General features: G+C 48.2%; 21 protein-coding genes. 11 read left to right on the forward strand and 10 right to left on the reverse strand.

Annotated elements, in window-relative coordinates:
* Nucleotides 1-151 precede the first annotated feature (151 nt).
* The 3 genes from QCB45_RS02390 (at nucleotide 152) to greB (ending at nucleotide 2,400) form a co-directional block, all read left to right on the forward strand.
* On the forward strand, nucleotides 152-1,276 hold the full coding sequence (locus tag QCB45_RS02390; protein WP_279418939.1) for an FAD-dependent oxidoreductase: 1,125 nt from the start codon (nucleotides 152-154) through the stop codon (nucleotides 1,274-1,276).
* 126 nt (nucleotides 1,277-1,402) lie between these two features.
* Entirely contained in the window at nucleotides 1,403-1,852 is a 450-nt protein-coding gene (locus QCB45_RS02395; protein WP_279418940.1) for a hypothetical protein, read from the forward strand.
* Between the two features lie 44 nt (nucleotides 1,853-1,896).
* Nucleotides 1,897-2,400 (forward strand): transcription elongation factor GreB, encoded by a 504-nt coding sequence (gene greB / locus QCB45_RS02400; protein ID WP_279418941.1) that lies wholly within the window; start codon nucleotides 1,897-1,899, stop codon nucleotides 2,398-2,400.
* Between the two features lie 44 nt (nucleotides 2,401-2,444).
* Here the strand turns inward: greB and QCB45_RS02405 are convergent, their stop codons facing one another.
* Nucleotides 2,445-3,050, reverse strand: a complete 606-nt coding sequence (locus QCB45_RS02405) for an arylesterase (RefSeq protein WP_279418942.1) — start codon at nucleotides 3,048-3,050, stop codon at nucleotides 2,445-2,447.
* Between the two features lie 167 nt (nucleotides 3,051-3,217).
* Here QCB45_RS02405 and QCB45_RS02410 point away from each other — a divergent pair, with 167 nt between their 5' ends.
* From QCB45_RS02410 to QCB45_RS02445, 8 genes are all read left to right on the forward strand, one after another.
* Complete coding sequence (locus QCB45_RS02410) at nucleotides 3,218-4,444, forward strand: hypothetical protein (RefSeq protein ID WP_279418943.1); 1,227 nt, start codon at nucleotides 3,218-3,220, stop codon at nucleotides 4,442-4,444.
* Between the two features lie 225 nt (nucleotides 4,445-4,669).
* On the forward strand, nucleotides 4,670-5,365 hold the full coding sequence (locus QCB45_RS02415) for an ABC transporter ATP-binding protein (RefSeq protein WP_279418944.1): 696 nt from the start codon (nucleotides 4,670-4,672) through the stop codon (nucleotides 5,363-5,365).
* Nucleotides 5,366-5,371: 6 nt separating this feature from the next.
* Complete coding sequence (locus QCB45_RS02420) at nucleotides 5,372-7,735, forward strand: ABC transporter permease (protein ID WP_279418945.1); 2,364 nt, start codon at nucleotides 5,372-5,374, stop codon at nucleotides 7,733-7,735.
* A 4-nt stretch (nucleotides 7,736-7,739) separates the two neighbouring features.
* Entirely contained in the window at nucleotides 7,740-8,945 is a 1,206-nt protein-coding gene (locus QCB45_RS02425; protein WP_279418946.1) for an HlyD family efflux transporter periplasmic adaptor subunit, read from the forward strand.
* Nucleotides 8,946-9,269: 324 nt separating this feature from the next.
* Nucleotides 9,270-9,653 (forward strand): hypothetical protein, encoded by a 384-nt coding sequence (locus tag QCB45_RS02430; RefSeq protein WP_279418947.1) that lies wholly within the window; start codon nucleotides 9,270-9,272, stop codon nucleotides 9,651-9,653.
* A 105-nt stretch (nucleotides 9,654-9,758) separates the two neighbouring features.
* Nucleotides 9,759-10,148: a VOC family protein gene (locus tag QCB45_RS02435; protein ID WP_279418948.1), complete on the forward strand. Its 390-nt coding sequence runs from the start codon at nucleotides 9,759-9,761 to the stop codon at nucleotides 10,146-10,148.
* A gap of 21 nt (nucleotides 10,149-10,169) precedes the next feature.
* Nucleotides 10,170-10,430, forward strand: a complete 261-nt coding sequence (locus QCB45_RS02440; RefSeq protein WP_279418949.1) for a helix-hairpin-helix domain-containing protein — start codon at nucleotides 10,170-10,172, stop codon at nucleotides 10,428-10,430.
* Nucleotides 10,431-10,569: 139 nt separating this feature from the next.
* The gene (locus QCB45_RS02445) at nucleotides 10,570-10,977 is read left to right on the forward strand and encodes a hypothetical protein (RefSeq protein WP_279418950.1); all 408 of its coding nucleotides are present in this window, start codon (nucleotides 10,570-10,572) and stop codon (nucleotides 10,975-10,977) included.
* A gap of 54 nt (nucleotides 10,978-11,031) precedes the next feature.
* Here QCB45_RS02445 and QCB45_RS02450 read toward each other — a convergent pair whose 3' ends face one another.
* The 9 genes from QCB45_RS02450 to era form a co-directional block, all read right to left on the reverse strand.
* Nucleotides 11,032-14,589 (reverse strand): transporter substrate-binding domain-containing protein, encoded by a 3,558-nt coding sequence (locus QCB45_RS02450; RefSeq protein ID WP_347710072.1) that lies wholly within the window; start codon nucleotides 14,587-14,589, stop codon nucleotides 11,032-11,034.
* Between the two features lie 338 nt (nucleotides 14,590-14,927).
* Nucleotides 14,928-17,183 carry an EAL domain-containing protein gene (locus tag QCB45_RS02455; protein WP_279418951.1) on the reverse strand — a complete coding sequence of 752 codons (2,256 nt, stop codon included), beginning with the start codon at nucleotides 17,181-17,183 and terminating at the stop codon, nucleotides 14,928-14,930.
* A 194-nt stretch (nucleotides 17,184-17,377) separates the two neighbouring features.
* A complete protein-coding gene (locus QCB45_RS02460) occupies nucleotides 17,378-19,471 on the reverse strand; it encodes a bifunctional diguanylate cyclase/phosphodiesterase (protein ID WP_279418952.1) in 2,094 nt (697 codons plus the stop codon).
* Nucleotides 19,472-19,721: 250 nt separating this feature from the next.
* Entirely contained in the window at nucleotides 19,722-20,636 is a 915-nt protein-coding gene (locus QCB45_RS02465) for a bile acid:sodium symporter family protein (protein WP_279418953.1), read from the reverse strand.
* A 57-nt stretch (nucleotides 20,637-20,693) separates the two neighbouring features.
* The gene (locus QCB45_RS02470; RefSeq protein ID WP_279418954.1) at nucleotides 20,694-21,413 is read right to left on the reverse strand and encodes a DUF445 domain-containing protein; all 720 of its coding nucleotides are present in this window, start codon (nucleotides 21,411-21,413) and stop codon (nucleotides 20,694-20,696) included.
* Nucleotides 21,414-21,436: 23 nt separating this feature from the next.
* The gene (gene acpS, locus QCB45_RS02475) at nucleotides 21,437-21,817 is read right to left on the reverse strand and encodes a holo-ACP synthase (RefSeq protein WP_279418955.1); all 381 of its coding nucleotides are present in this window, start codon (nucleotides 21,815-21,817) and stop codon (nucleotides 21,437-21,439) included.
* 9 nt (nucleotides 21,818-21,826) lie between these two features.
* Nucleotides 21,827-22,576, reverse strand: a complete 750-nt coding sequence (pdxJ, locus tag QCB45_RS02480) for a pyridoxine 5'-phosphate synthase (protein WP_279418956.1) — start codon at nucleotides 22,574-22,576, stop codon at nucleotides 21,827-21,829.
* A 44-nt stretch (nucleotides 22,577-22,620) separates the two neighbouring features.
* A complete protein-coding gene (gene recO, locus QCB45_RS02485; protein WP_279418957.1) occupies nucleotides 22,621-23,343 on the reverse strand; it encodes a DNA repair protein RecO in 723 nt (240 codons plus the stop codon).
* Between the two features lie 27 nt (nucleotides 23,344-23,370).
* Entirely contained in the window at nucleotides 23,371-24,330 is a 960-nt protein-coding gene (gene era, locus QCB45_RS02490; protein WP_279418958.1) for a GTPase Era, read from the reverse strand.
* Between the last annotated feature and the right edge of the window lie 68 nt (nucleotides 24,331-24,398).

The raw sequence follows: 24,398 nt of genomic DNA on the forward strand, positions 1-24,398 counted from the left end.
AATTAAGCCACTCAATTCGAGTTGCAAACTCATCATTTTATTTTGGTATGATGCATAAAGAATTTAAAAACGTTTTCGGATTAATCCTTTCTATAATGGATTTAACTTTTAAATTAAACACATCAAAACTGAGAGTTGAGAGCCGTCGAATATGAACATTACCATTCTAGGCAGCGGATTTGCCGCTCTGACAGCGATTAAACACGCCCGTAAACATGCACCGAACGCAATCATTACCGTAATTGCCCCCAGTGAAGAGTTCATCTACCTGCCAAGCTTGATCTGGATTCCATCCGGTCTTCGCAAAGCCAGCGACCTGCGAATCAACCTCCACAACTTCTTCAACCGGACAAAAGTCGTGTTCATAGAAGCCCGAGTCGAAAACGTCATCAATGGCGGCCGTACCGTCGTCACCGATCAAGGTGAGGTCGAAAACGACGGTCTGATCATCGCCACCGGAGGGCGCTTCATTAAAAAGCTTACGGGAATCGAGCATGCCATCACGCCTTGCGAAGGGATTCCTGCTGCGGAGAAAATCAAACAACGTCTGGACGGCATGTTCAACGGCACCATCGCCATCGGCTTCGGCGGCAACCCCAAAGAGCCGTCAGCAATGCGCGGCGGTCCGATGTTCGAATTCCTCTTCGGTATCGACAACCTGCTCCGCGAGCAAGGACGTCGCCATAATTTCAAACTGGTGTTTTTCAACCCGGCACCGGAACCCGGAAAGCGACTTGGACCGAAGGTACCGGAACATCTGGTGAAGATGATGGAAAAACGCGGTATCGAAACCCATCTGGGTCACAAAATGGTCGGTTTCGAGAAGAATCTGGTGAAGACCGAAGACGGCGAATTCCATGCCGATCTGATCCTGTTTATGCCGGGAATGACCGGGCCGGCCTGGTTGCCGGACAGCGATCTGCCTAAATCCGAAGGCGGCATGATCCGTGCCGATCTGCAGGCCAAGGTAGAAGGTTACGACAATGTCTACGTCGCCGGTGATGCGGGCAGTTTTCCCGGTCCGGACTGGCAGGCGAAACAGGCCCACGCCGCAGACATACAAGCCAAAGTGGCAGCCGGCAACCTGATCAAGTCACTCAAAGGGCAAAGCGACTTCGAAGACATCAAACACGAACTGATCTGTATCGTCGACACGTTGAAACACGGCATTCTGATCAAGCGTACGGAAAAAGGCACCACCCTACTTCCGCCGTGTCGTTTGATGCACTACGCCAAACGTTTTTTCGAATGGCTCTATCTAAGCCAATACAAGTAACCGTTTCTTCAGGCCCTCGTTAAGAGGGCTTGGTCGCATCGGCATACGAAAAACGATCATAATATTTGCCCTCGCCTACATAAACGCTATACTCTTACCTATTCAGTTATCAAAACAGTGAGAACGATGACGATTTCAAAACGTTTCCTGACACTGCTGTTCAGCACACTTCTCCTCGCCTACAGCCAAACTGTATTCAGTACTGAGGAACAGGCCGTCTCTATCGATGAGCTGAACGGTCAGGCGCTGCATGAAAAATTAGTCGAAACCGCTTTGAAATACGACTTCTATAATAAACGCTGCCGCGGTATTTCCGTTTCAGGCGAAAGTTATCAAGTCGAACGTATGTTTCTGAAAAAATACGGTTTGACCATCAACAACTTCATCAAACAATACATCGACCGAGACACCCGCGGCTATAAGGAAAAACTCAAAAAAGACATCTACCTTCAACTGTCTCAAATGGGTGGCTGTGAAAAAGCCAAAGAAAAAGGTTTGTTGAAGGCGTTTCAAGAAAACCTGCAATCACTCTTCGACAAGGCTGAAACCTCACAGTGGTTTCCGATCGAACCTTAAACAACCGCTTCCGTCATCATTTTTTCATTGGTATTTTTCAAAATATGAGCAACACCCCGTCAAGAGCCAACCTCATCACCCGTGAAGGGCGCGTCGCCCTGGAAAAAGAACTGGATCACTTATGGCGAGTCGAACGTCGCCAAGTCACACAGGCCGTCACCGAAGCCGCCGCCCATGGCGACCGTTCGGAAAACGCCGAATACAAAGAAGGCAAACGTCGTTTGCGGGAAATCGACCGTCGAATCCGTTTCCTGCGCAAACGTCTGGATGTGGTTCATGTGGTTGAGTATTCACCCGTACAGGACGGCAAAGTGTTTTTCGGCGCTTGGGTGGAACTGGAAAACGACGATGGCCAGATCGCTCGATATCGCATTGTCGGCGCCGACGAATTCGATCCGAAAAAGAACGCCATCAGCGTCAATTCACCAATGGCACGCGCACTTATCGGAAAAGTCGTGGACGACGAAGTGGTCGTTCATACGCCGGAAGGAAAAAAGAACTGGTACGTCAATGCCATTCAATATCAACCATTTAACGAAAACAGTTAAATTTTAATTCAAACATTTTCAACAGGCCTGTTCAGTTTAATGAACTAGAGTGCCCCTGCTTCTTTCAACTTTTTGAAGATCGCTTCGGCAAGGGCTTGGTATCCCGCTTCGTTGAAATGCACGTAATCCGATTTCATGGTCAACCGACCGACCAGATCGGCCACGGTGTCTTCCTCCAGTGGCACCTCGTATTCGTCGGACAAGCTTGCGTACCAATCGGCGGTACTTGGAAACACACCTTTCTCCGGCACTCCAACCAACAGAACCGGCACCCCTTTAATCTGCGCCATTCGTATCATCATTCCCAAATTGGATTCCACCGCATCGGGCGGCACATTTCTTAAAACGTCGTTACCGCCTTCCAGCAAAATAAGCAGATCCGGTTGATGCTGTTCCAAAAGTTTCGGCAGACGTTTCAACCCCTGTGCCGTGGTCTCCCCCGAAAGCCCGGCGTTGATTACCTTGCGACCACTCAATCGTGCCAATACCGCGGGGTAACTTTGAGACGGATCCACGCCGACCCCTTCGGTCAGGCTGTCTCCAAACGCCAGTATCTTGGCATCACTTGCCAATGGCGGCAGCTTCGGATCACTGCACCCGACAAGACTCAGAAACGATGCCAACACCAGGCTCAAAAACCAACGCTTCATACCGCTCAAATAACCTTATTTTTTATCAAGAATTTCCAGATTCGGCCGATAACCGACTGACACGATAAAACATATAAAAACACAGCCCAAGGGAAAACCCAAATTCCGGAATGCAATAAAAATAAAACCGCTCCGGAAGACACGACAATAATAAATGGGACTGTAGTATGAAAATCCTAGACCAGAACGTTCAGCTTTCCGCTCAGCATTACGCCCGAAGCGAAAGCCGAGTACAAAACATACACGACATCTTCGTGGACGGTATGCTCAAAAGCCGCACCACCGAAACCGCATCAAGTGAAAGCGAATCGCTTGAATTGATCGATCAGCGTGAAAAGCGGATGTCGTCCACCGATCATCACAACCGTAAAACCGGCGTGATAGAAAACCAGCAGTTTGCGGCCATGCGACACCGACAGACTCTGCAAGCGGAAAAGTTAACACAGCACTTCGGCCCGCTTCCTGAACAAGCAACAGCTGCTCAGAGCCAAAAAGCCGATAATAAACCGGCTTTACCGCCAAATTTGATCCGAATGATTGAAGCGATTGAGGCGCTGATGGAAAAGATGACCGGCAAACCCTATCATCTTAAGGTCTATGGCTACGAGCCAAGAGATACGACCTCAGCCGAAACCACCAAACAAACACCCGATAAAGGGCTACAAAACCCGGTTTTCAGACTGCCTGACATTGGTGGTTTCCAACGCCCCGTCGGTCAGGCATCGCAACACGGTGAACGCTGGCGGCTTTACAGCTCCCATTTTGAGCAGGAACAGACCGATTTCCGTGCCCAGGGTAACGTCACCACGACCGACGGCAAACAGATCGCTTTCGATCTCAATATGCAGATGAGCCGTACCTTTTCTGCACAGGTCAGTTCCGAACGCGAGAAAGGATTTGTTCTCAAAGACCCGCTAACGGTCAACTTCGGTGGAACACCCGCCACCCTGACAGTGGAGAAGGTTCAGTTCGACATCGACTCCGACGGACAAGAGGATTCAATCTCTTTCGTTCAACCCGGTTCCGGCTTTCTGACGCTTGATAAGAACGGGGACGGAACGGTTAATGACGGTTCCGAACTGTTCGGTACCCAAAGCGGGAACGGCTTCGCCGATCTGAGCGCTTACGACGAAGACGGCAACGGCTGGATTGACGAAAACGACAGCGTCTTTGCAAAACTGCAAATCTGGCATAAAGACGCCAACGGTCTCGACCAATTACAAGGGTTGCTGGAACTCAACATCGGCGCTATCTCATTACAGAATGTCGATACACCGTTCAGCTACAAAGATGACACCAACCGGATGCAAGGTCAGGCTGTCAGCAGCGGGCTCTTCCTATACGAAGACGGCAGCGGTGCCGGCAGTGTTCAGCAGATTGATCTGGCCGTCTGATTCTTTCCTAGGTTAAAAACTCAGCAGGCCTGTCCAAAACTGCAAACCGGACAGGCCTGTTGATTTTCACTTTAAAGGCCCAAATTAAACTCAATTTCCCTGAACTCGATAATGGAACTCCTCGCACATACTGATATACTTGGTAGCGGAGGGTGTTTCATGAGCAAATCACAGCAGAATCCGTCGGACAAAAAGGTCACGCATGAAGCCTTGCCCGAGAACGTGGTGTTTCACGTTCACGGTGTCACCAAGACCTATCAGATGGGTGAAGTCCAGGTTCACGCCTTGCGCGGGATCGATCTCGATCTTTATCGGGGTGAACTCACCGTATTGCTTGGTGCCTCCGGAAGCGGAAAATCGACCCTTCTCAACATACTCGGAGGATTGGACTTACCAACCGACGGCCATGTCATCTACGCCGACCATGACCTGACACGCGCCAGTGAAGATGCTCTCACCGAGTACCGTCGCTATCATGTCGGCTTCGTTTTCCAATTCTACAACCTGATTCCAAGTCTGACCGCACGTGAAAACGTCGCCGTCGTCACCGAAATCGCCCAATCGCCGATGACGCCTGAAGAAGCGCTTAAACTGGTCGGCCTCGGCGAGCGTCTGGATCACTTCCCTGCACAACTTTCAGGGGGTGAACAACAGCGCGTCGCCATCGCCCGCGCCATCGCAAAGAATCCCGACGTGTTGCTGTGCGACGAACCGACGGGGGCGCTCGACTCACAGACCGGTATCATGGTGTTGGAAGCCTTGCAGCGCGTTAACCGCGAACTCGGCACCTCCACCGTTATCATCACTCACAACGCCGGCATCGCACAGATGGCGAATCGGGTCATTCATCTGGCCGACGGACGCATCACTAACGTCGATATCAACGAAACCCTTCTCGACCCGAAAGAGTTGAGCTGGTAAACCGCCATGAACGCGATCGACATCAAACTCTGGCGGGAACTGTGGAACATGCGCATGCAGGCGTTGGCGATTGCAATGGTCATCGTCAGCGGCGTAGCGATCTTCATCATGTCGCTCAGCACGTACGATTCACTTTACGAAACCCGTGAAAGTTATTACAGCGACCATCATTTCGCCGACGTCTTCGCGAACCTAAAACGCGCTCCGATTTCCGTCGAAAAAAGAATCCGGGAAATACCCGGGGTCGACAAAGTTGAAACCCGTGTCGTCACCTACGTGAATCTGGATGTGGAAGGCTATTCCGAACCAATCAGCGGACACCTCATCTCCCTGCCCGACCAAAGCCGCGGGCTGCTCAATCAGATCGTCCTGCGTAGCGGCAAACTCGTAGAACCCAAACGGGATGACGAAATCATCATCAGCGAAGAGTTCGCCAATGCCCACCACCTCAAACCCGGAGATAAAATCCGCGCCACTATCAACGGCCGAAGCAAAGTGCTCAGAATTGTCGGCACCGGACTATCGCCCGAATACATTTACCAGATTGCTCCCGGCGCCATGTTTCCTGATTACAAAAGCTATGGCGTAATGTGGATGGCGCGCAAGCCTTTGGCGACCGCCTATGACATGGACGGCGCCTTCAACGACGTCAGTCTCACCCTGACCAAAGGCGCCAACGAACAGGATGTCATCGACCGTCTCGACCAGATTCTCAAGCCCTACGGCGGCATCGGTGCTTACGCCCGAAAAGACCAGCTTTCGAACCGATTCTTGACCGAAGAACTCAAAAGTCTGCAAAACATGGCAACGATGTTTCCGATCATCTTCTTCGGCGTCGCCGCCTTCCTGCTCAATGTCGTCATCAGCCGTCTGATTTCTCTGGAGCGCGAACAGATCGCGGTACTCAAAGCATTCGGCTACAGCAATTTCGACGTTGGCCTGCATTACAGCAAACTGGTTTTGATGATTGTTACGCTCGGCATTCTCATCGGCACCGGATTCGGTATCTGGATGGGCAAGGGGCTGAGTAACCTGTACATGGACGTCTACAGCCTTCCATACATGTATTACGTCTTACACCCTCAGGTCATCGCCACCTCGATCCTGGTAAGCGTTGGCGTTGCGGTTCTGGGAACCCTGTTCGCCGTCAGTCAGGCGGCTAAGCTGCCGCCGGCACAAGGAATGCGCCCCGAACAACCTTCCACCTACAAACCCACCTCTCTGGAACGCCTCGGGCTTCAAAAACATTTCTCCCAGTCCTCCCGCATGATCCTGCGTCACATCGAGCGCCGTCCGTTCAAATCTGTGCTGACCACACTTGGTATCAGTATGGCCTGCGGCATCATGATGGTTGGTGGTTTTCAGGAAAGCGCCATTGAAGAAATGGTAGACGTTCAATACAGCATGAGCCAGCGCGAAGACTTCATGATCGGTTACTCCGAACCGACCTCTAACGATTCACTCTACTCTTTGCGCGGCTTACAAGGCGTGGAATACGTTGAAGGTTTCCGCAACGTGGCCGCCAAACTGAAATTCGAACACCGTTCCTACCGTACAACGGTCAACGGCGTCGAACCCAGTAGCAAGTTGATGCGTCTGCTTGACCAAGACCTGCATGAAATCAAACTGCCGGCCGAAGGCGCGATCATCACCGACTATCTGGCCGAACTGTTACACATCAAAACCGGCGACACTCTGACCATTGAAGTGCTGGAAGGACGCCGCCCCACGATACAAGTGCCGATCGTCGGTACCGCCAAACAGTATCTGGGGGTCAGTGTCTATCTGCAACGTGAGACACTCAATAGACTGCTCAAGGAAGGCGACGTGATTTCCGGTGCCTATATGACGGTGGACGAAAAATACCGCAAACAGGTCTACGCCAAACTCAAAGGCATGCCAAGAATCGTCGGAGCGGTAGAACAGCGTTCGTCCATCGAAGGATTTTACGAAATGATGGACAACACCATTTTGTTCTTCACTTTCATCACCACTCTGCTCGGTGGCAGCATCGCTTTCGGTGTAGTCTACAACAGCATGCGCATCGCCCTGTCCGAACGTAACCGAGAACTCGCCAGCTTACGCGTTCTCGGCCTGAGGCGAAGCGAAGTCGCCTACATCTTGCTGGGTGAACTGGCGCTTCTGACCATAATCGCCATCCCGATCGGTTTCCTGATCGGCAACGGTTTGTGTTATTACCTCGCCCTTAAATTCGACAGCGACCTGTACCGAATTCCGGTTGTTTTGAATCCGGATATCTATGCGTTTGCGGCGCTGGTTGTGATTGTTTCATCCATTATTTCCGCCATAATGATATGGCGAAACCTCGCGCACCTTGATATGGTGGCAGTATTGAAAGCTAAGGAGTAATTTCATGCAGATTCCGTTGCGTAATCATCCGGGCATCTTGGTCGTCAGTGCATTAATCATTGCACTGCTGATTTGGGGCTTCTGGCCTCAGCCGGTATTGATTGAATCGACCACCGTCAAACGCGGACCGCTGACTGTCACCGTTGAAAAAGAAGGCCGCACCCGCGTGATCGACCGCTATGTAATCTCCGCACCCGTGAACGGTATGACCTGCCGAATGCACCTGAAAGTCGGCGACCTGGTCGCCAAAGGCGAAACCCTGCTCGGCATCACACCTTTGGAATCCCAAGTACTCGATTCCCGCAGCCGTGCTCAAGCAGAAGCTCAGGTTTCTGCCGCAAAATCCGCATTGCAAGCCGCCAAAGAGCAGGCTTTAGCCGCGAATGCCGATGCCAAACTCGCAAGCGACAAGGTCAAACGCTACAAACCGTTAATTGAAAAAGGCCTGGTTTCTCAAGAGACCTACGATCAGGCTCGAACCGAATCCTTAACCGCAACCGCCGCCAAACGTTCTGCCGACTTTAATGTTGAGGTCGCCAACTATGAACTGCAGGCCGCCTTAACCGTATTGGAATATTCGGCCGCCAAACCAAGCGACGAACCGGTTGAACGGGTTCCGGTCAAATCCCCAATTGACGGTCGCATCTTAAAGGTCGCACGCAAATGCGAAGGCCCGGTCACCACCGGCGAATCTCTGCTTGAAGTCGGTGATCCGACCGCACTTGAGGTAGAAGTGGACGTCCTTTCTGCCGACGCCGTCAAGATCAAACCGGGCATGAAAGTACTGTTCGACCGCTGGGGAGGAGAAGAGACGCTTGAGGGCATCGTACGCAACATCGAACCGGTCGGTTTCACCAAGGTCTCTGCACTTGGCGTGGAAGAACAACGTGTTCTGGTCATCTCCGACTTCACTTCCCCTCAAGAAGAGTGGCACCGTCTGGGTGATGGTTACCGCGTCGAAGCCAAGTTTTTACTCTGGCATGAAGACAACGTACTGCAAGTACCGATCAGTGCCCTTTTCCGTTATAAAGACGGCTGGGCAGTGTTCGCCGTCGAAGACGACCACGCCAAACTCAAAACCGTCACACTTGGTGAACGCAACGGCTTGACTGCGCAGATACTGACTGGCCTGAAAGAAGGCGAGAAAATCATCAACCACCCAAGCGATACCGTGGAAGACGGTGTAAGTTTAAAAGAACGCTTGTCATAAAACATTTAGCCTAAAGACCCATTCCCAACAGGCCTGTTCAATTTTATTTTGAGCCGGCCTGTTGCCTTTTCAGCTCTACAATTCGCAACAACATCCATAAAAACCCATTCAAAACAAAAAGTTACACCCTCTCCACCCAGCAATTTTGATTGACCAACAACCCTAGTTAAATTAGTATTATTTCTAGCCCACCTGAAAGCCGAATACTTTCTTCTCGTTGACGGCTCTCAATTCGACTCACGGAATAAATCTTAAAATGACCGACAGTGAACTTTAAGTCGAACCGTCGGTATTTTTATACTGTTGAATACCCGGAGGCTTCAAATGGACAGAAAATTCGTTTTAACGGCTTTTGCCTACGCACTGGTCGGTCTCGCACTGGGCATCTATATGGCCGGTTCCCAAAATCACACTCAACACGTGACCCACGCCCATGTCATGCTGCTTGGTTTCGTCGTCACATTTATCTACGGCTTATGCCATAAACTGTGGCTTAACAACCTCACAACCACCCTTTCCAAAATCCAGTACTACTTACACCAGATCGGCACTCTGTTCCTATTGATCGGACTGTTCCTGCTGTTTGCCAAAACCTTTCCCGAAAATGTAATCGGCCCTATTCTGGGTATTTTCGAGATCATGGTTTTCATCGGAATGCTGCTGATGGCGGTGTTGTTTGTCGTCGCCACACAAAAGACAGACGTGTAACCATCCCGGTTTCAAACAGGCCGGTTCAAAACAAAATGAACAGGCCTGTCTAAATCACACAAACCGGTATAACATAGAAATCCTTAATAGAAACTTGTTACCGTCATGCAAATCCGCCAACTCGACCACTTAGTACTCACCGTCAAAGATTTAAACAAAACCGTCCGTTTTTACGAGTCTGTACTGGGAATGGAAAAAGTTGTATTCGGCCAAAATCGCGTCGCTTTGAAGTTCGGTAATCAAAAAATCAACCTTCATCAAGCAGGGATGGAGTTCGACCCCAAAGCGGGCAACACAGTAACAGGAAGTGCCGATTTATGTTTTCTTACCGATCTTCCATTGGAACAAGCAATGCATGAAATTACAGGTCATGAGGTGGAAATCATTAAAGGTCCTGTTGAGCGAACCGGCGCAAACGGGCCGATAATTTCCTTCTACATCCGCGATCCGGATCAAAACCTGATTGAAATCGCCAACGAAAAGCATTCGGCTTAAATGAAAAGGCACAACAAACGCATGAAAAAAACGACTTCGCCTCTTCAAACCGTCCCGGGTATCGGTCCGGCCGTTGCCGCAAAACTGAACTGGCTGGGCATCATGGAACCTCAAGAGCTGTGCGGGCAGAATCCGCAAGAACTGTATGACCGCTATCAAGATCTGGTTGGTCATCCTGTAGACCGCTGTCTTCTGTATGTGTTCCGTTGTGCGGTTTATTATTGTGAAACTGAAAAACCGGATCCCGAGCTTCTGAAATGGTGGAACTGGAAAGACAATTAATCGCCTGTACGGCTTTGAAATCCCCTGCGGCTGGTGTATAACGTATTACTTGAACGTAAGTGGGCACGGGCAACGAAGCCTGCCACAACTCCAGCATCAATTCCAACTTTTTATACGAAGCCTTGCAAAGACATCGAACATGATACAAAACCTGAACTTTAAATTAGCCGTCAACGGCCTGTTACTGATTTTTTCCGGACTCCTGATTTTCCACTTTCTGATTCTGCTTCAAGTGATCCCTTATGACATCGTCTGGGCCGGCAAGCACGAAAGCATTGATAAGATGCAGCGCTATGAAATCCAAGCGATCATCATCAATCTGATTATCCTGACAACCGTATTGGTCAAGGCGGGTTATGTGATGTCAAAGTTCCGCAATAGCCGCGTGGTCAAGGTCCTGTTATGGGCGTTCGTCATCATCTTCTCGATCATTGCTTTAGGAAACTTTCTAGCTGAAACCACGACGGAGACACTAGTCTTCACGGCTCTGACATTAGCAAGTGCAGCGCTTTTCTATCGTTTGGCGATTGATAAATCCGAATCATAAAAAAACCGGCAGGCCTGCCGGTTTCCATCTTTCGAAAATGTCGTCCAGCCGTCGCTAAACAAACAATTTGGCGACGTCGTGATGCGGTACCGGTGGGCTGAACAGATAACCTTGAGCGATATCGCAACCATGCTCTGCAAGGAATGCCAACTCTTCGGCGGTTTCCACTCCTTCTGCCACCACCTGTAAACCAAGGCCATGCGCCATCGCAATCGTCGCAATGACCAGTTCGCGGTTGTTTTCGTCTGCTTCCAAATCCATAATGAATTCCCGGTCGATCTTGATGATGTCAAACGGATATTTCCGTAAATAACTCAACGAAGAATAACCGGTACCGAAGTCGTCCATCGAAATATTCAAGCCGATCGCCTTCAATGCGTTCAGACTCTTATGAATCGATTCCGATTCGCTCATCAAGACCCCTTCCGTGATTTCCAGTTCCAATTTTTCCGGATGAAGTTCTGCGTCCCATAACATACGCTCGATCTTTTCAACCAACGTCGAATCCCTGAACTGAACAGGTGATAAGTTAACTGCAATGCTCAACTCACGTTCAAACGTCACTTCCCAGGCTGCTACGGCCTTCAATGCTTCACGGATCACAAACTCGCCGATCGGCAAAATAAGACCGTTCTCCTCGGCCACAGAAATGAATTCATCTGGACGCACCGAACCCAGTTCCGGATGCTGCCATCGCAACAACACCTCGAATCCACAAATTTCTCCGGTTTTGATATCGACCTTAGGCTGGTAGTGCGGCTGGAATTCGCCTCGCTCCAAAGCGCCCACCATCGCTTCGTCGAGCCGCATTCTTCGATTCACCTTCTCGTTCATGGATTGGGTATAAAAAGACAGACTGTTTTTACCGTTCTTCTTGGCGTACTGAAGTGCCGCGCCGGAATGGTGGAATACCGTCTGAGCCTCTTTACCGTCGGTAGGATAAAAAGCGATGCCGATGCTCGCCGTCACTTTCAACTCCCGCCCGTCCAGTTCATAAGCGGTTCTAAACTGGTTAAGCAGCGCCTCGGCTTGTCTATCAGCCTCCGTAGGCTTTTTTAGCCCGCCCATCAAAACGATAAAGGTATCGCCGTCAAATCGCCCGACGGTGTCGCCGGTACGCAACGACGCTTGAATCCGTTTGGCCGATTCGATGATGAACCGGTCTCCCGAAGAAAACCCAAGGCTACTGTTGATCATACTGACGTTATCCAGTCCAATTGTAATAACGGCAACGTATTCATCTTCTCTTCGCGCTTCCTTGATTAACTGGTTCAAACGATCGTTGATCAGGAAACGGTTCGGCAAATCGGTCAAGGCGTCGTGGTACGAGCGGTGTTGAAGCTCATCCGTAACCTTGCGCACCTTTCTTTTCAGCATCAAGTTCCACGCTAGGAACAACAAGAATACGATCGCCGCAATGCCGAGATATTGCATCACTTTCCAATATCCCAGGCCACTCTCGACTTTTACCCCAATCCATTTCTTGTAAATCGCGTTCTTCTCTTCCAAAGAGAGCGAATCCAGTGCTTTCTGGAAAGCGGACATCAGAAGCGGCCAGTCGTCGCGCACGCCGACAGCCAGATTGTATTGCTCGTCAAGCTGGCCGGACACTTTGATATTGGTGATCCCCTGATTCCTCATCAGATAACTGACAGTGGCGATATTGCCCAAATAGGCAAACACTTTCCCTTTAGAAACCGCTTCCAACGCTTTGGAACTGTCATTAAACGTGTTTTGTTGGATCTCGGGGTGCTTCTCCAGAACCAGAGCAATCGGTGCGTATCCATGTTCATAGGCCACCGTCTTTCCTTCCAGAGCAGACAAGCCGTTCACATAACCTACATTGTCTTGCGTTACGATGACTATCGCTTGCGAAAGATACGGTTCGGTAAACAGAATCGACTTCCGGCGTTCCGGGGTTGGTTGCGCGGCGGCTAGAACGTCCAGTTTTTTGTCTTCAACACTTTTAACGATCTCCGTCCACGGCATAAACGGTGAAGGTTCGAACTTGACTCCCAAACGGGATTCGACCAACTTCATATAATCGGCAATAATCCCTTCGTAATTTCCGTTCTTGCTCATCTGTTCAAACGGCGGCCAACCGTAATCGGATGCCAGACGAATGATCGGATGCTCACTCAACCAGGCTTTTTCCTCCGCAGTCAACCGATCCCTGAAGGGTTTCATTTTATTCAAAGGATCCACATGTTCCTGAATCTGCCATTTCGCATAAACTGAAAGATAATCCCGGTAACTCAATGAGTTCAATGCCTTATCCAGAATCGTCGCCAATTCCGGCCAGTCCTTGCGAACCCCGAACCGCTGTAGGGATTTATCAGGGGAATAAAGCCCTGCAAGACCGAGATTCTGAAGTCCCGTCTTAGCAATGAGGTGTTGCGCCATTCCGGCATCGGCAATGGTCGCATCGGCCTGACCGGTCGAGACCGCGTAAAAGGCCTCTTCCAGATTTGCATAGTATCGAGGCTGAATGTTTTTAACCTCACTGAGCGCCCGTTCGGCCGTTGAATAATCACGAACCAACGCCACCCGTTTGCCATTTAAAGAGCTTACTTTTTGGTAATCAGCTTTTTCATCATTACGGGTCACGATGTACTGTGTCAGAGACAAATAGGGTTGCGAAAAGTTGAAGTAATCCTTCCTTTCAGGGCGTTCCTCCAGTGTTGCGATCACATCCACCTCGTGTTTTTTTGCGGCGGTAAACAATTGTGACCAGTTCCCGTTTGGATAGACCGACAGTTTAACGCCCAGACGCTTTGCAATCTCTTCCGAAATATCGACGGATACACCTGCAAACTTGTGTGCATGACCTAGATAACTGTAAGGAGCGAACGCCTCATCATAGGCGATGCGAATCACTGGATGCTGTTGAAGCCATAGTCGTTCCGCAGGCGTCAGTGCAATTTCCGACTCATAATCCTGCTCCAGCCATTTTTGGTGAATCGTTTGAATTTCGGTCTGACTCATATCCGCCAGCGCGCGGTTAAGCAGGTCTCTCAAAACCGGCCAATCCTTTCGAACGCCGATTGACAATACCGAACCTTTTTTCTGCATTACCCCGTTTATCTTAAGGTTGCTCATGACCTTCTGACGCATCAGATAAAGCGCGACACTCCGGTTACCCGCATAGGCATCAACATCGCCCCTTGATACCGCTTCCAGCGCTTCTTGAGTATTCGGATACTCGTGAATCAATACCTTGGGAAAGTGTTGTTTGAAATAATCGACATTGCCGAATCCTTTTTCCAGAGCGATGGTTTTACCCGCTAGCGCCTTGGCGCCCGTCACGTAACCTTGATCCTGACGGGTCACGATGACATGAGGAACGTCTAGATAAGGAACCGTGAAATTAAAATAAGGCTCTCTATCTGGCTTGTCGGTTATATCCAATACGGCATCCAGATGCCTATCCTTAACGGATCCATAAAGGTTTTCCCACTCACCGGGAACCAATTCCAGCGCGCCGTTCAGACGTTTATTCAGTGCTTTGACATAGTCAATGCTGATGCCTCTGGATACGCCCCTTCTATTCACAAAACTGAATGGCGCCCATCCTCTCATATGACCGATGGTGATTTTCGGGTGTGCCGCCAGCTATTTTTTTTCTGCTGGGGAAAGTGTGAAACCTGTAGAGTTGGTGTCGGCGGATAGATTAGCTGGATTCGCAGTGACATCGTCTGCCCTTGCTATGGGAGTATTTAGGGCGACTACAAAAAATACCAATAAAGCAAAACAGGCACCGAGTCTTGCTCGATTAATAAAGAAAGAGTCTAACTTATTACTCATCTACGCCAATAACCTGAAATCACTATATTCATTTTAAAAGACTATTATAGAAACGGGCTTTAATGTCAATCAATTTCCGAAAGCGGCCAGGCATAAAAAAACCGGCAGGCCTGCCGGTTTTAAGAAAACATCCGATCAAAATCTAATCAATGGAACAGGCCATTTACTTCATTTGCCGGAACAGCAGGACTAAAGAAGTAACCCTGTGCGATATCACAGCCCTGTTCAGAAAGAAATTCAAGCTGTTCACCGGTCTCAACCCCTTCTGCAACCACTTGCAATCCCAAGCCGTGCGCCATCGCAATCGTTGCGATAACCAACTGCCGCTTATTCGAATCCTCTTCAAGACCCATAATAAATTCCCGTTCGATTTTAATAACATCAAAAGGATATTTTTGCAGGTAGCTCAATGAAGAATAGCCTGTACCAAAATCATCCATCGATATTTTGATGCCTAATGCTTTTAAATCGTTCAAGCTTTTTAGAAGCGGTTCCGATTCGGTCATCAAAACGCCTTCGGTGATTTCAAATTCCAACTGTTCCGGACTGGCTCCTGCATAATCCAGATATCGTCCGATCTTTTCCACCAAAGATGCATCTCTGAACTGCACCGGAGACAGGTTGACCGCCATACTAAAATGGCCGCTGTTGTCATTCCCGCATTCAGTCACGCATCTCAAAGCTTCTTTAATCACAAATTCGCCAATTGGCAAAATCAAGCCATTCGCCTCGGCAACCGCAATAAATTCATCCGGCCGGACGTTCCCCAAAACAGGATGGAACCAACGCAGCAGTGCTTCAAATCCACTAATTTCACCGGTTTTAATATCTATTTTGGGTTGGTAATGAACCTGGAATTCCCCTCTTTCCAATGCGCCGACCATGGCTTCGTCCAGTTGAAGTTTGCGGTTAGCTTTCTCATTCATCGATTGGGTGTAGAACGATAATCGGTTCTTGCCGTGCTTCTTGGCGTATTGCAGTGCGGAACCGGAATGGTCAAACAAAGCCGGGGCCTCTTGACCATCCGTTGGGAAGAAAGCGACACCAATCGATGCTGTTACGTTCAATTCACGCCCCCCCATCACAAAAGCAGGCTTGAACTGGTTCAGCAATGCCTCAACCAAACTATCGGCCTCGTTGGGGTTTTCCAAGCCGCCAACCAAAAGAATAAACGTATCGCCCTCAAATCGTCCCACCGAATCTCCAGTTCGTAAAACTCTTTGAATGCGATTCGAGGTTTCCGCAATAAATTGGTCTCCGGTCGAGAGACCCAAAGTGCTATTGATCTCATTCAGGTTATCCAATCCAACGCTTAAAACCGCAACGTATTTTTGCTCTCTGTTCGCTTCCTGAATCAACTGGTTCAGACGATCGTTAATCAAAAAACGGTTTGGCAGATTTGTCAAAGGGTCGTAATAGGATCGGTGTTGAAGTTCCTCCGAGACTTGGCGTACTTTACTTTTCAACATCATGTTCCAAACCAAGAAAAGCAAAAAGATCGCTGCTGCAACAGCTAGATACTGAATAACTTGTCTGAACCCGAGTTCAGGATCGACCTTAACATTAATCCACTTCTGGAAAATAGTATTTCTCTCTTCCATCGTTATCGAATCCAACGCCTTCTGCATGACAGACAGCATTAGTGGCCAATCATCACGAACAGCTACAGAAAGCTCAAAACGCTGATCAAGCTGTCCGGATACTTTTAGATTAGTAAACCCTTCCGTTCTCATCATATAACTGACGGTGGCGATATTGCCGACGTAAGCGAAAACCTTACCCTTTGCAACCGCACTCAAGGCATCCAAGTTGTCCGTATAGATAGACTGTGTAATTTCAGGATACCGAACCATGATCTGGTTAATAGGTTGGGAATCTTTCTGATAAGCGACTGTTTTACCGGTCAAAGCAGAAAGTCCGTCAACATAACCGACGTCATCTCGAGTCACGATCACAATCGCTTGGGAAAGATACGGCTTAGTGAACAACATAAAAGTCCGGCGAGCGGCTGTCGATTGAGCTACTGGCAGAACATCCAGTTCTCTATTTTTGGTTTTATTAAGAATTTCCGTCCAAGGTAGTAACGGTGAGGTTTCGAATTTGACGCCCAAACGACCTTCAACCAATTTCATAAAATCGGCTGCAATACCTTCGTATTGAGCTTTTGCGCCCAATTTTTCAAATGGAGGCCAACCGAAATCCGAACCTAAACGAATAACGGGATGCTCTTTAAGCCACTGTTTTTCCGCTGGTGAGAGAACTAAACTGGATGGGGATGATGTCGGAGTTTCTTCGGCATAGACAACATTGAACACACTCAATAAAAATACTGCGAAAAGTAACGCAATTCCTGTAACTGTTTTTAAAAACGGTAAAGGGAGGACATCGGTGGTTTTGGTCATCTACTGTTATAATCCGCAAAGAATCTTAAACTAAAGACTATTAAAAAATCAGGTGCACTGTCAATGAAATATTCAATTGAAAAGGAAAGTAAAACGTAACACTTCAAAAGACAGTTAGTAAAAAATCTAAGTCAAGAGGTAAAGCTTATTATTCAATAACTTAAAGAGTTACACTCAACAGAAAACATGATTCATTAACCATGTAACAAATCAGCTTTTGGCTCGCCAAACAAGTAACCTTGCAAACTGTCGACAGGAAGGTTTTTCACGTAGTTATACACCTCCTCATCCGAGACGAATTCCGCTATCGTTTGAATATTCAACTTTTGCGCGAAATCAAGAATGGTTTCGGTAATCACCTGTGATGAACGATTCTTATGAATATCACGAATAATCGAACCGTCAATTTTTATGAAATCAACATCCAAACGCATGATATAAGCGAAATTGGAATAACCGGCGCCAAAATCGTCAATTGCAATCTTGACGCCATAACGTTTGACCTCTTTGATAAAGCGGTTAACTTCATCGTAGTTTTGTATCCCTTCCGATTCGACGATTTCAAAAATCACCCTTTCAGCGAACCCGCATGAACGAACTTTTTGCAAAATCCACTCACTAACAGACGGATCAATAATATCTTCAATAGACAGGTTAATAGAGAAGGTATAAGGCTGATTCTCAAACTTTTCAAAAGATTTCTCAATCATCCGTTTGGTTAACAACGTATGCAGTTTGAGTTTTTTAGCGATTTCCAGAAAATAAAATGGTGAAACAACACTTCCGTCTTCTTCGAGGATTCTGACCAAACACTCATAACGCTCGACTTCCAGAGTATGAGTATTCACAATGGGTTGGAAAAAAGGCACTAAACGGTCATCATCCATCGCATCGCGCAATCGCTGAACCCAATTCAAATTACTCTCATAACTTTGTTTAATATTCAGCTCAGGTTCATAATACACCAGGTCTTTATGTTGTTTCTTGGCCATTTTCAACGCCATATCTGCGGCAATCAGCACGTCCCTTACCGGTTCTCCCTGCCCGGATGAAACAGCCAAGCCTGCTGTCATGGTCACATTGATGTGTGTATCATCCACATCAAAACCTTTTGAAGAAACTCTTTCCATAAGGGTATGGGCAAAATATTCAAACTCGACTTTATTCCAGTTCTGACGAATCACCAATGCGTATTCATCGACCGGTAACTTATAGATCTCGACCGGCATATCCGAAACAAGTTCCTGTAGTCGTAAAGCGACGGCATTGAGTAATTTGTCCGCCAGCTCATGACCGTAAAATGAGTTTATCTCATTGAAACTGTCGATGTTGAAAAGCGCGATCTGAACTTGATTGATATTGCTGTCGGTATCCGCGAGAAGTTTGGCCCGGTTAGGAAAACCGGTTAAGGCGTCGTGATATAAACGGTAAGAAAGCGCGTTGGTGGATTCTATCAGAGGGGAAATATCGTAGCTGATGTTAACCAGCTCCCTGACCTCTCCCGACTCATCCATGATCGGTACGATACAGGATTCAAAATGAAGCGGATCACCCGCCTTGGATTTCGTAACGACTCTTCCCTTCCAGGATTTGCCTTCCATCACCAATCGTTTAATATCAGGAAATAATGCCATAGAGGCTTCATCCCAACAACACGAAGCAGGCCTGCCAATATACTCTTCTTCTGTATAACCCGAAAGTTCACATAAAGCCTTGTTTACTTCCGTGACCTGATTATTTAAATCGTATTTACTAACCAAGGTACTGGTATCAATCGCTTTCTTGTAACTCGATAAAAACGCCATCTGTTCATTCAGGCTTTGAGTGCGATCCAGCACCATAGCAGAAAGATTCTGATTATAATGCTCTAACTGTTCGGCGGAACGTGCTAATTGTTTATTCAATTCATGAATCTGAGTCAAATCACGGACACTGACAATTAATCCAAACTTGCCTTCATCGTCCAAAAGCATCTGTACGTTTTTGGAAATACTGATAAACGTGCCGTCTTTTCGCTTAAACGTGGTTTCCTGATCACGGCAACTGCCTGTCTCCATCACTTCTATTTGACAGGCCGCCAAAATATCCAAATCACCCAAATAGGTTGTGATTTCAGTACCAATCATCTCTTCCGTACTGTACCCCATCAACCGACAAAACGCCGGGTTGACGTAAGTGATAACCATCTCCTGGTTAAGTGTGAAAACACCATCAGGGAACTCTTCCAAGATATGCTTAAGCAGGGAGAAACTTTGATGTTGTTGATTAATCGCTTTCGGCATTGCCATTTAGAATCATCATCCTGTTTTCAGAATAAGTATGGAACGTTTATTAAATTCCATTCTACCTAAAAAAATGCAGGGGGCGTAAAAAGTGTAATCAATCCTTGTTAACCTACCATTAGAAAACTCAATTCACGTCATTTATTTACATTTAGGAAAATTCAAAACAAAACCCCAACACTTGTAAACAATTCACAGCAATAATTATAGAAAGAGACGAGATTAAACCACACACAGAACGGTGAAAAGGAGCCATTCAATCCTTTGAAGGGGTTTTTCTCTGCCAGAAACTGGCAAACAAGGCACCGGAAAGATTATGCCAAATACTGAACAATGCGCCCGGCAAGGCACTGGCAGCGGAAAAGTATTTAAGAGCAAGCGCTACGCTCAAACCGGAATTCTGCATCCCGACTTCGATTGCAACGGTACGGGCGACCTTGGAATCGTAACCGAACTTACGACTAATCCAGTAGCCGCTCGTCAACCCAATCAGATTGTGTAGGATAATTGCAGCGAACACTCCGATGGCCGCGCCAATCAGGTTGCTTTGATTCAACCCGACCACGATGGCGATAATCAAAATGATCGCCGACATAGACAACAAAGGAAACATTTGATGTAAGAAGCGCCCTCGTTCACCCAACCAGTGGTTGAATAGCATTCCAAGCGTCAAGGGAACGACAATCAATTTGAACAGGCTCTGCATCATTGAGCCCACCGGCACATCAACACTCTGTCCAATGTAAAACCAGGTCAACAAAGGTAGCATGACAACGGCTACCAACGTTGAAACCATCGTCATACTCACTGACAAAGCCACATGACCGCCGGCCAGATAGGTCATAACGTTTGAAGCGGTGCCGCCCGCCGTAGCGCCAACCAGCATCATGCCAACAGTCAATTCCTGCGACAAACCAAACAGACGTGAAATCAGCAGCGCCGCTAACGGCATCACCAGAAACTGGACAGCCACACCAAGCCCAACCACTTTCCTCAATTTCCACACACCTTGAAAATCGTGCCAGCGCAAAGTGAATCCCATGCCAAGCATCACCACCATCAGCAACGGCACAATCCAACTTTTCAGTTCGACAAAAGCTTGCGGCTGGTAAAAGGCCGCTACCGAAAGTAACAAGGCCCAGAGTGGGAATAAAACGGTCAGTCTCTGCAAAGAAAATCCTAAAATTTCAATTCAAAAACCCAGCAGGCCTGCCGTGTTCATAAAAGGCTAAACCGCCAAATAGGTAGAAACCAGTGCGGAAATCAAACCGATCAGACCTCCGAAAACACCGCCCCAAACAACCAGCCATCCAAGATGTTGCTTGATCATCTCCTGCACCATCTGCTTGACAAGTTGAGGGGTCAACTCGGCTAGGCGTGCATCAATGATCTCCTCGATTTTCGCCTGAATATCGGCCATCACATCGGGCTGGTCGATCTCTTCCTGTAATAACTGCAAGAACTTCTCTTCTTCCGTCATTTCGATCAGAGCAGACTTCATATTACTGATAAACGGTTCTTTCAGTGGATTCAAAGCATCCGCCCCACCGAACATGCCCAACATACTACCGAAAGAGGAGTTCATGATCACTTGAACCAACTTGTCGAAAGCCGGTGTCAGATCGACTTTTTCGATTACCGGCGATAGTTGCAGACGAGTATGCAGCGGAGGCTGGCCACTGACAAAACGGTCGATGTTCTCCTGATTGAAGAACTGCTGCATCATCAATTCCCGAATCGCCGCCTTGAAGGCTTCAAAACGGTTGGGAATAACACCGGAACCGTACAATCCCGGCACTTTTTCAAACAGCATGTAAATCGCCAGCCAGTTTGTCAGAGCGCCCGACAAAGCGAACAGGCCTGTCCAGAACAGAAGAGAATTCGAAAAAACAATACCGACCATAAGTAACAAAGCGGCCAGTAAATTGGTTATCAAACTTTTATTCATTACTCAATTCCATTAACAATCATTCAACGGCTTTCGGCAATCGCAAAGGCCACAGCATGGGTTTTCTCGTCACTGACACTGATCTGCCAATGCGTAATGCCCAATGATTCGGCTTTTTCCTGGGCGATTCCAGCAAGCTCAAGATAAGGTTGTCCACTTGGTGCATTCTTGATGGTCATGTCGTGAAACGACACCCCTTGAGCGATGCCCGTCCCCAATGCCTTGGAAACCGCTTCCTTCAACGCCCAACGTTTCGCCAGATAACGCTCTGGAAAACTGTGTCGGCTGAACCGATCCCACTCCTGCTGAGAGAGCAGTCGGCGAGCAAACGCCTCGCCTTGACGCTGATACACCTTGGCGATGCGGTCGACATCAACAATATCGGTTCCGATTCCGATGATCACACTTTCACCTTAGTCGTTCAAATACGCTTGCTGACGCGCTTCGACCATCAAGCGTTTCATTTCACGAACCGCTTCCGGAAGACCGGAATAAATCGCCTGCGCAATGATGGCATGTCCGATATTCAGTTCTTCGATCTCCTTGATGGCGGCAATCGCCTGAACGTTATGGTAATGCAGTCCGTGACCCGCATTCACTACAAGCCCCAGGCGTGTTGCGTATTCCGCTGCATGGCGAATACGTTGCAACTCTTCTTCCACTTCTTGTGGTTTTTCCAGTTCCGCATAGGTTCCCGTATGCAGTTCAATCACCGGCGCACCGACTTCCTTTGCGGCTTCAATCTGCTTTTCGTCGGGATCGATGAACAGGGAGACACGACACCCCGCTTCGGCCAAACGGCTGCAAACTTCAGTCAACCACTCTTTCTGGCCGGCAACGTCCAAACCGCCCTCTGTAGTCAGTTCTTCACGTTTTTCAGGAACCAGACAGATGTCTTCCGGCTGATACTGACAAGCGATATTGACCATCTCTTCGGTTGCGGCCATTTCAAGATTCACTTTTGTCTGACGCATCGCAGAAATCTTCGCCACATCTTCGTCCTGGATATGGCGACGGTCTTCACGCAAGTGCAAAGTAATGCTGTCTGCACCGGCCATTTCAGCATCCAAAGCAGCCTTGGTAGGATCAGGATAACGTGTGCCTCGCGCTTGTCTCAAGGTGGCCACGTGATCGATATTCAATCCTAGAAAAATAGGCGACATAAATTTTCTCCAAATAAATTTTCAATAATTGAGGTTTGGTCGATTCAGCGAAACAGTTGACGCGAAAGAATCGGTTTTGACCCCAGATACAAACTTAATACATGACGCAACAATCGCTTCCAGGAAGGTAAGCAATTCTCGCAGAATTCCAAATTAGACAGCAGTAGGAGGCATTCACCGGAAATCGGCACACCATTACCGCCGGTTTCTTCTCCATTAACCGGATAAGCACCCATTTCCGGATAAAACAGATAATTCACGCCGGATTGAATCGGCTGATGATTCACATCCGTCTCGCAATTCAAGTTCAAGCCCATCGCTTCAAGCAACTGAAACTCGAACTGGCGCAGTACCCAGGCCTGTTCACTTCGATTTTGGCTACGAAGCAACGAAAACAGTGCCTGCTCATACTGCTCAAACAGAGAGTCCACCGCCACGCCGTTATACAACAAGCGATAGAGAATTTCATTCAGGTACAGACCGCAAAAACTACTTTCGGCCTCCAGCGGAAAACGTAAGGTATCGGCTTCAAAGCCTCTAAGCGAAACCAGATCGGACGTCGAATTAGGCTTTTCCCGCCACTCCACCAACAGTTTCTGAAACGGTTGTAAGACCGCTCCTTTAGAGGTGGATCGCTTACCTTTGCTGCGAGCGCCTTTTATGACTGCATTGAGCTTACCGTGTTCCGGCGTCAACAGTGTCGCAATCACGCTGGTTTCGCGATAGGGTCGGCTATGCAAGATATAAGCGGGCTGGCTAACGTCCATCTGTCCGATCTGCCTGATCGTTAAAGCTTAACGACTGTAATCGTCGTTGTAACCCAAACTCGCCAAAGCACGAGCATCGTCGGACCAGTTCTCTTTCACCTTAACCCATAGTTCCAAATGCACTCGGCTGTCCATCATCGCGATCAAGTCTTTTCTTGCCTGAGTACCAATCTTCTTGATCAGTTCGCCCTTGTTACCAATGACGATTTTCTTCTGCCCCGGACGTTCAACCAGGATCAAGGCATGAATCACCCAGCGTCCTTCCTCTTCATCGTATTTGAATTCCTCAATCTCAACCGTTGCGCCGTAAGGCACCTCTTCACCCAAGGTACGCATAAGTTTTTCACGAATGATCTCGGAAGCCAGGAAACGGGTCGAACGGTCAGTAATATCGTCTTCCGGGAAAATTGCCGCTTGCTGAGGCATAAACTTCAATACCTCGTCAACAAGCCTATCCAGACCGTTTTTCTGATACGCGGAAACCGGAACCAACGTCACCATATCGACTTTCTCGGAAATCATCTGTAGAAACGGGAACAGGTCTTCCTTCTTCTTGATCTTGTCGATTTTGTTCACCACAACGATGACGGGGACATCGATATTTTTAAGCTTATTGGCAACTGCCTGATCTTCGTTGGTCCAGCGCCCTGCTTCAACCACGAACAGAATCACGTCAACATCGGAGAACGCACTGTTGGCAGTCCTATTCATGTATTCGTTAATGCTCTTCTGTCCGCCCAAATGCATACCCGGCGTATCAACGTAAACAATCTGATAGGTGTCGGTGGTATGGATTCCGTGAATACGATGGCGTGTCGTCTGCGGCTTATGAGAGGTAATGCTCAGTTTCTGGCCGAGCAACTCGTTCATAATGGTGGATTTACCCACATTCGGGCGTCCGATAACGGCGGCGAAGCCGGCCTGAAAATCGGTATCATGCGTTTCAGACGTTTGACCTGAATCTTGGTTTAAATCCGAAATATCCATTTTATAGCCTTCTATAACAACGTAACGTAAGTGATTGATATGCAATGACCGCCTACAAGAAAAAGAGG

The sequence above is a fragment of the Thiomicrorhabdus sp. ZW0627 genome, from assembly GCF_029767005.1.
Lineage (GTDB): Bacteria > Pseudomonadota > Gammaproteobacteria > Thiomicrospirales > Thiomicrospiraceae > Thiomicrorhabdus.

Coding starts and splice junctions, on each gene's coding strand:
- QCB45_RS02390 (WP_279418939.1), top strand. CDS start 152: ATGAACATTACCATTCTAGGCAGCGGATTTGCCGCTCTGACAGCGATT.
- QCB45_RS02395 (WP_279418940.1), top strand. CDS start 1,403: ATGACGATTTCAAAACGTTTCCTGACACTGCTGTTCAGCACACTTCTC.
- greB (WP_279418941.1), top strand. CDS start 1,897: ATGAGCAACACCCCGTCAAGAGCCAACCTCATCACCCGTGAAGGGCGC.
- QCB45_RS02405 (WP_279418942.1), bottom strand. CDS start 3,050: ATGAAGCGTTGGTTTTTGAGCCTGGTGTTGGCATCGTTTCTGAGTCTT.
- QCB45_RS02410 (WP_279418943.1), top strand. CDS start 3,218: ATGAAAATCCTAGACCAGAACGTTCAGCTTTCCGCTCAGCATTACGCC.
- QCB45_RS02420 (WP_279418945.1), top strand. CDS start 5,372: ATGAACGCGATCGACATCAAACTCTGGCGGGAACTGTGGAACATGCGC.
- QCB45_RS02425 (WP_279418946.1), top strand. CDS start 7,740: ATGCAGATTCCGTTGCGTAATCATCCGGGCATCTTGGTCGTCAGTGCA.
- QCB45_RS02430 (WP_279418947.1), top strand. CDS start 9,270: ATGGACAGAAAATTCGTTTTAACGGCTTTTGCCTACGCACTGGTCGGT.
- QCB45_RS02435 (WP_279418948.1), top strand. CDS start 9,759: ATGCAAATCCGCCAACTCGACCACTTAGTACTCACCGTCAAAGATTTA.
- QCB45_RS02440 (WP_279418949.1), top strand. CDS start 10,170: ATGAAAAAAACGACTTCGCCTCTTCAAACCGTCCCGGGTATCGGTCCG.
- QCB45_RS02445 (WP_279418950.1), top strand. CDS start 10,570: ATGATACAAAACCTGAACTTTAAATTAGCCGTCAACGGCCTGTTACTG.
- QCB45_RS02455 (WP_279418951.1), bottom strand. CDS start 17,183: ATGACCAAAACCACCGATGTCCTCCCTTTACCGTTTTTAAAAACAGTT.
- QCB45_RS02460 (WP_279418952.1), bottom strand. CDS start 19,471: ATGGCAATGCCGAAAGCGATTAATCAACAACATCAAAGTTTCTCCCTG.
- QCB45_RS02470 (WP_279418954.1), bottom strand. CDS start 21,413: ATGAATAAAAGTTTGATAACCAATTTACTGGCCGCTTTGTTACTTATG.
- pdxJ (WP_279418956.1), bottom strand. CDS start 22,576: ATGTCGCCTATTTTTCTAGGATTGAATATCGATCACGTGGCCACCTTG.
- recO (WP_279418957.1), bottom strand. CDS start 23,343: ATGGACGTTAGCCAGCCCGCTTATATCTTGCATAGCCGACCCTATCGC.
- era (WP_279418958.1), bottom strand. CDS start 24,330: ATGGATATTTCGGATTTAAACCAAGATTCAGGTCAAACGTCTGAAACG.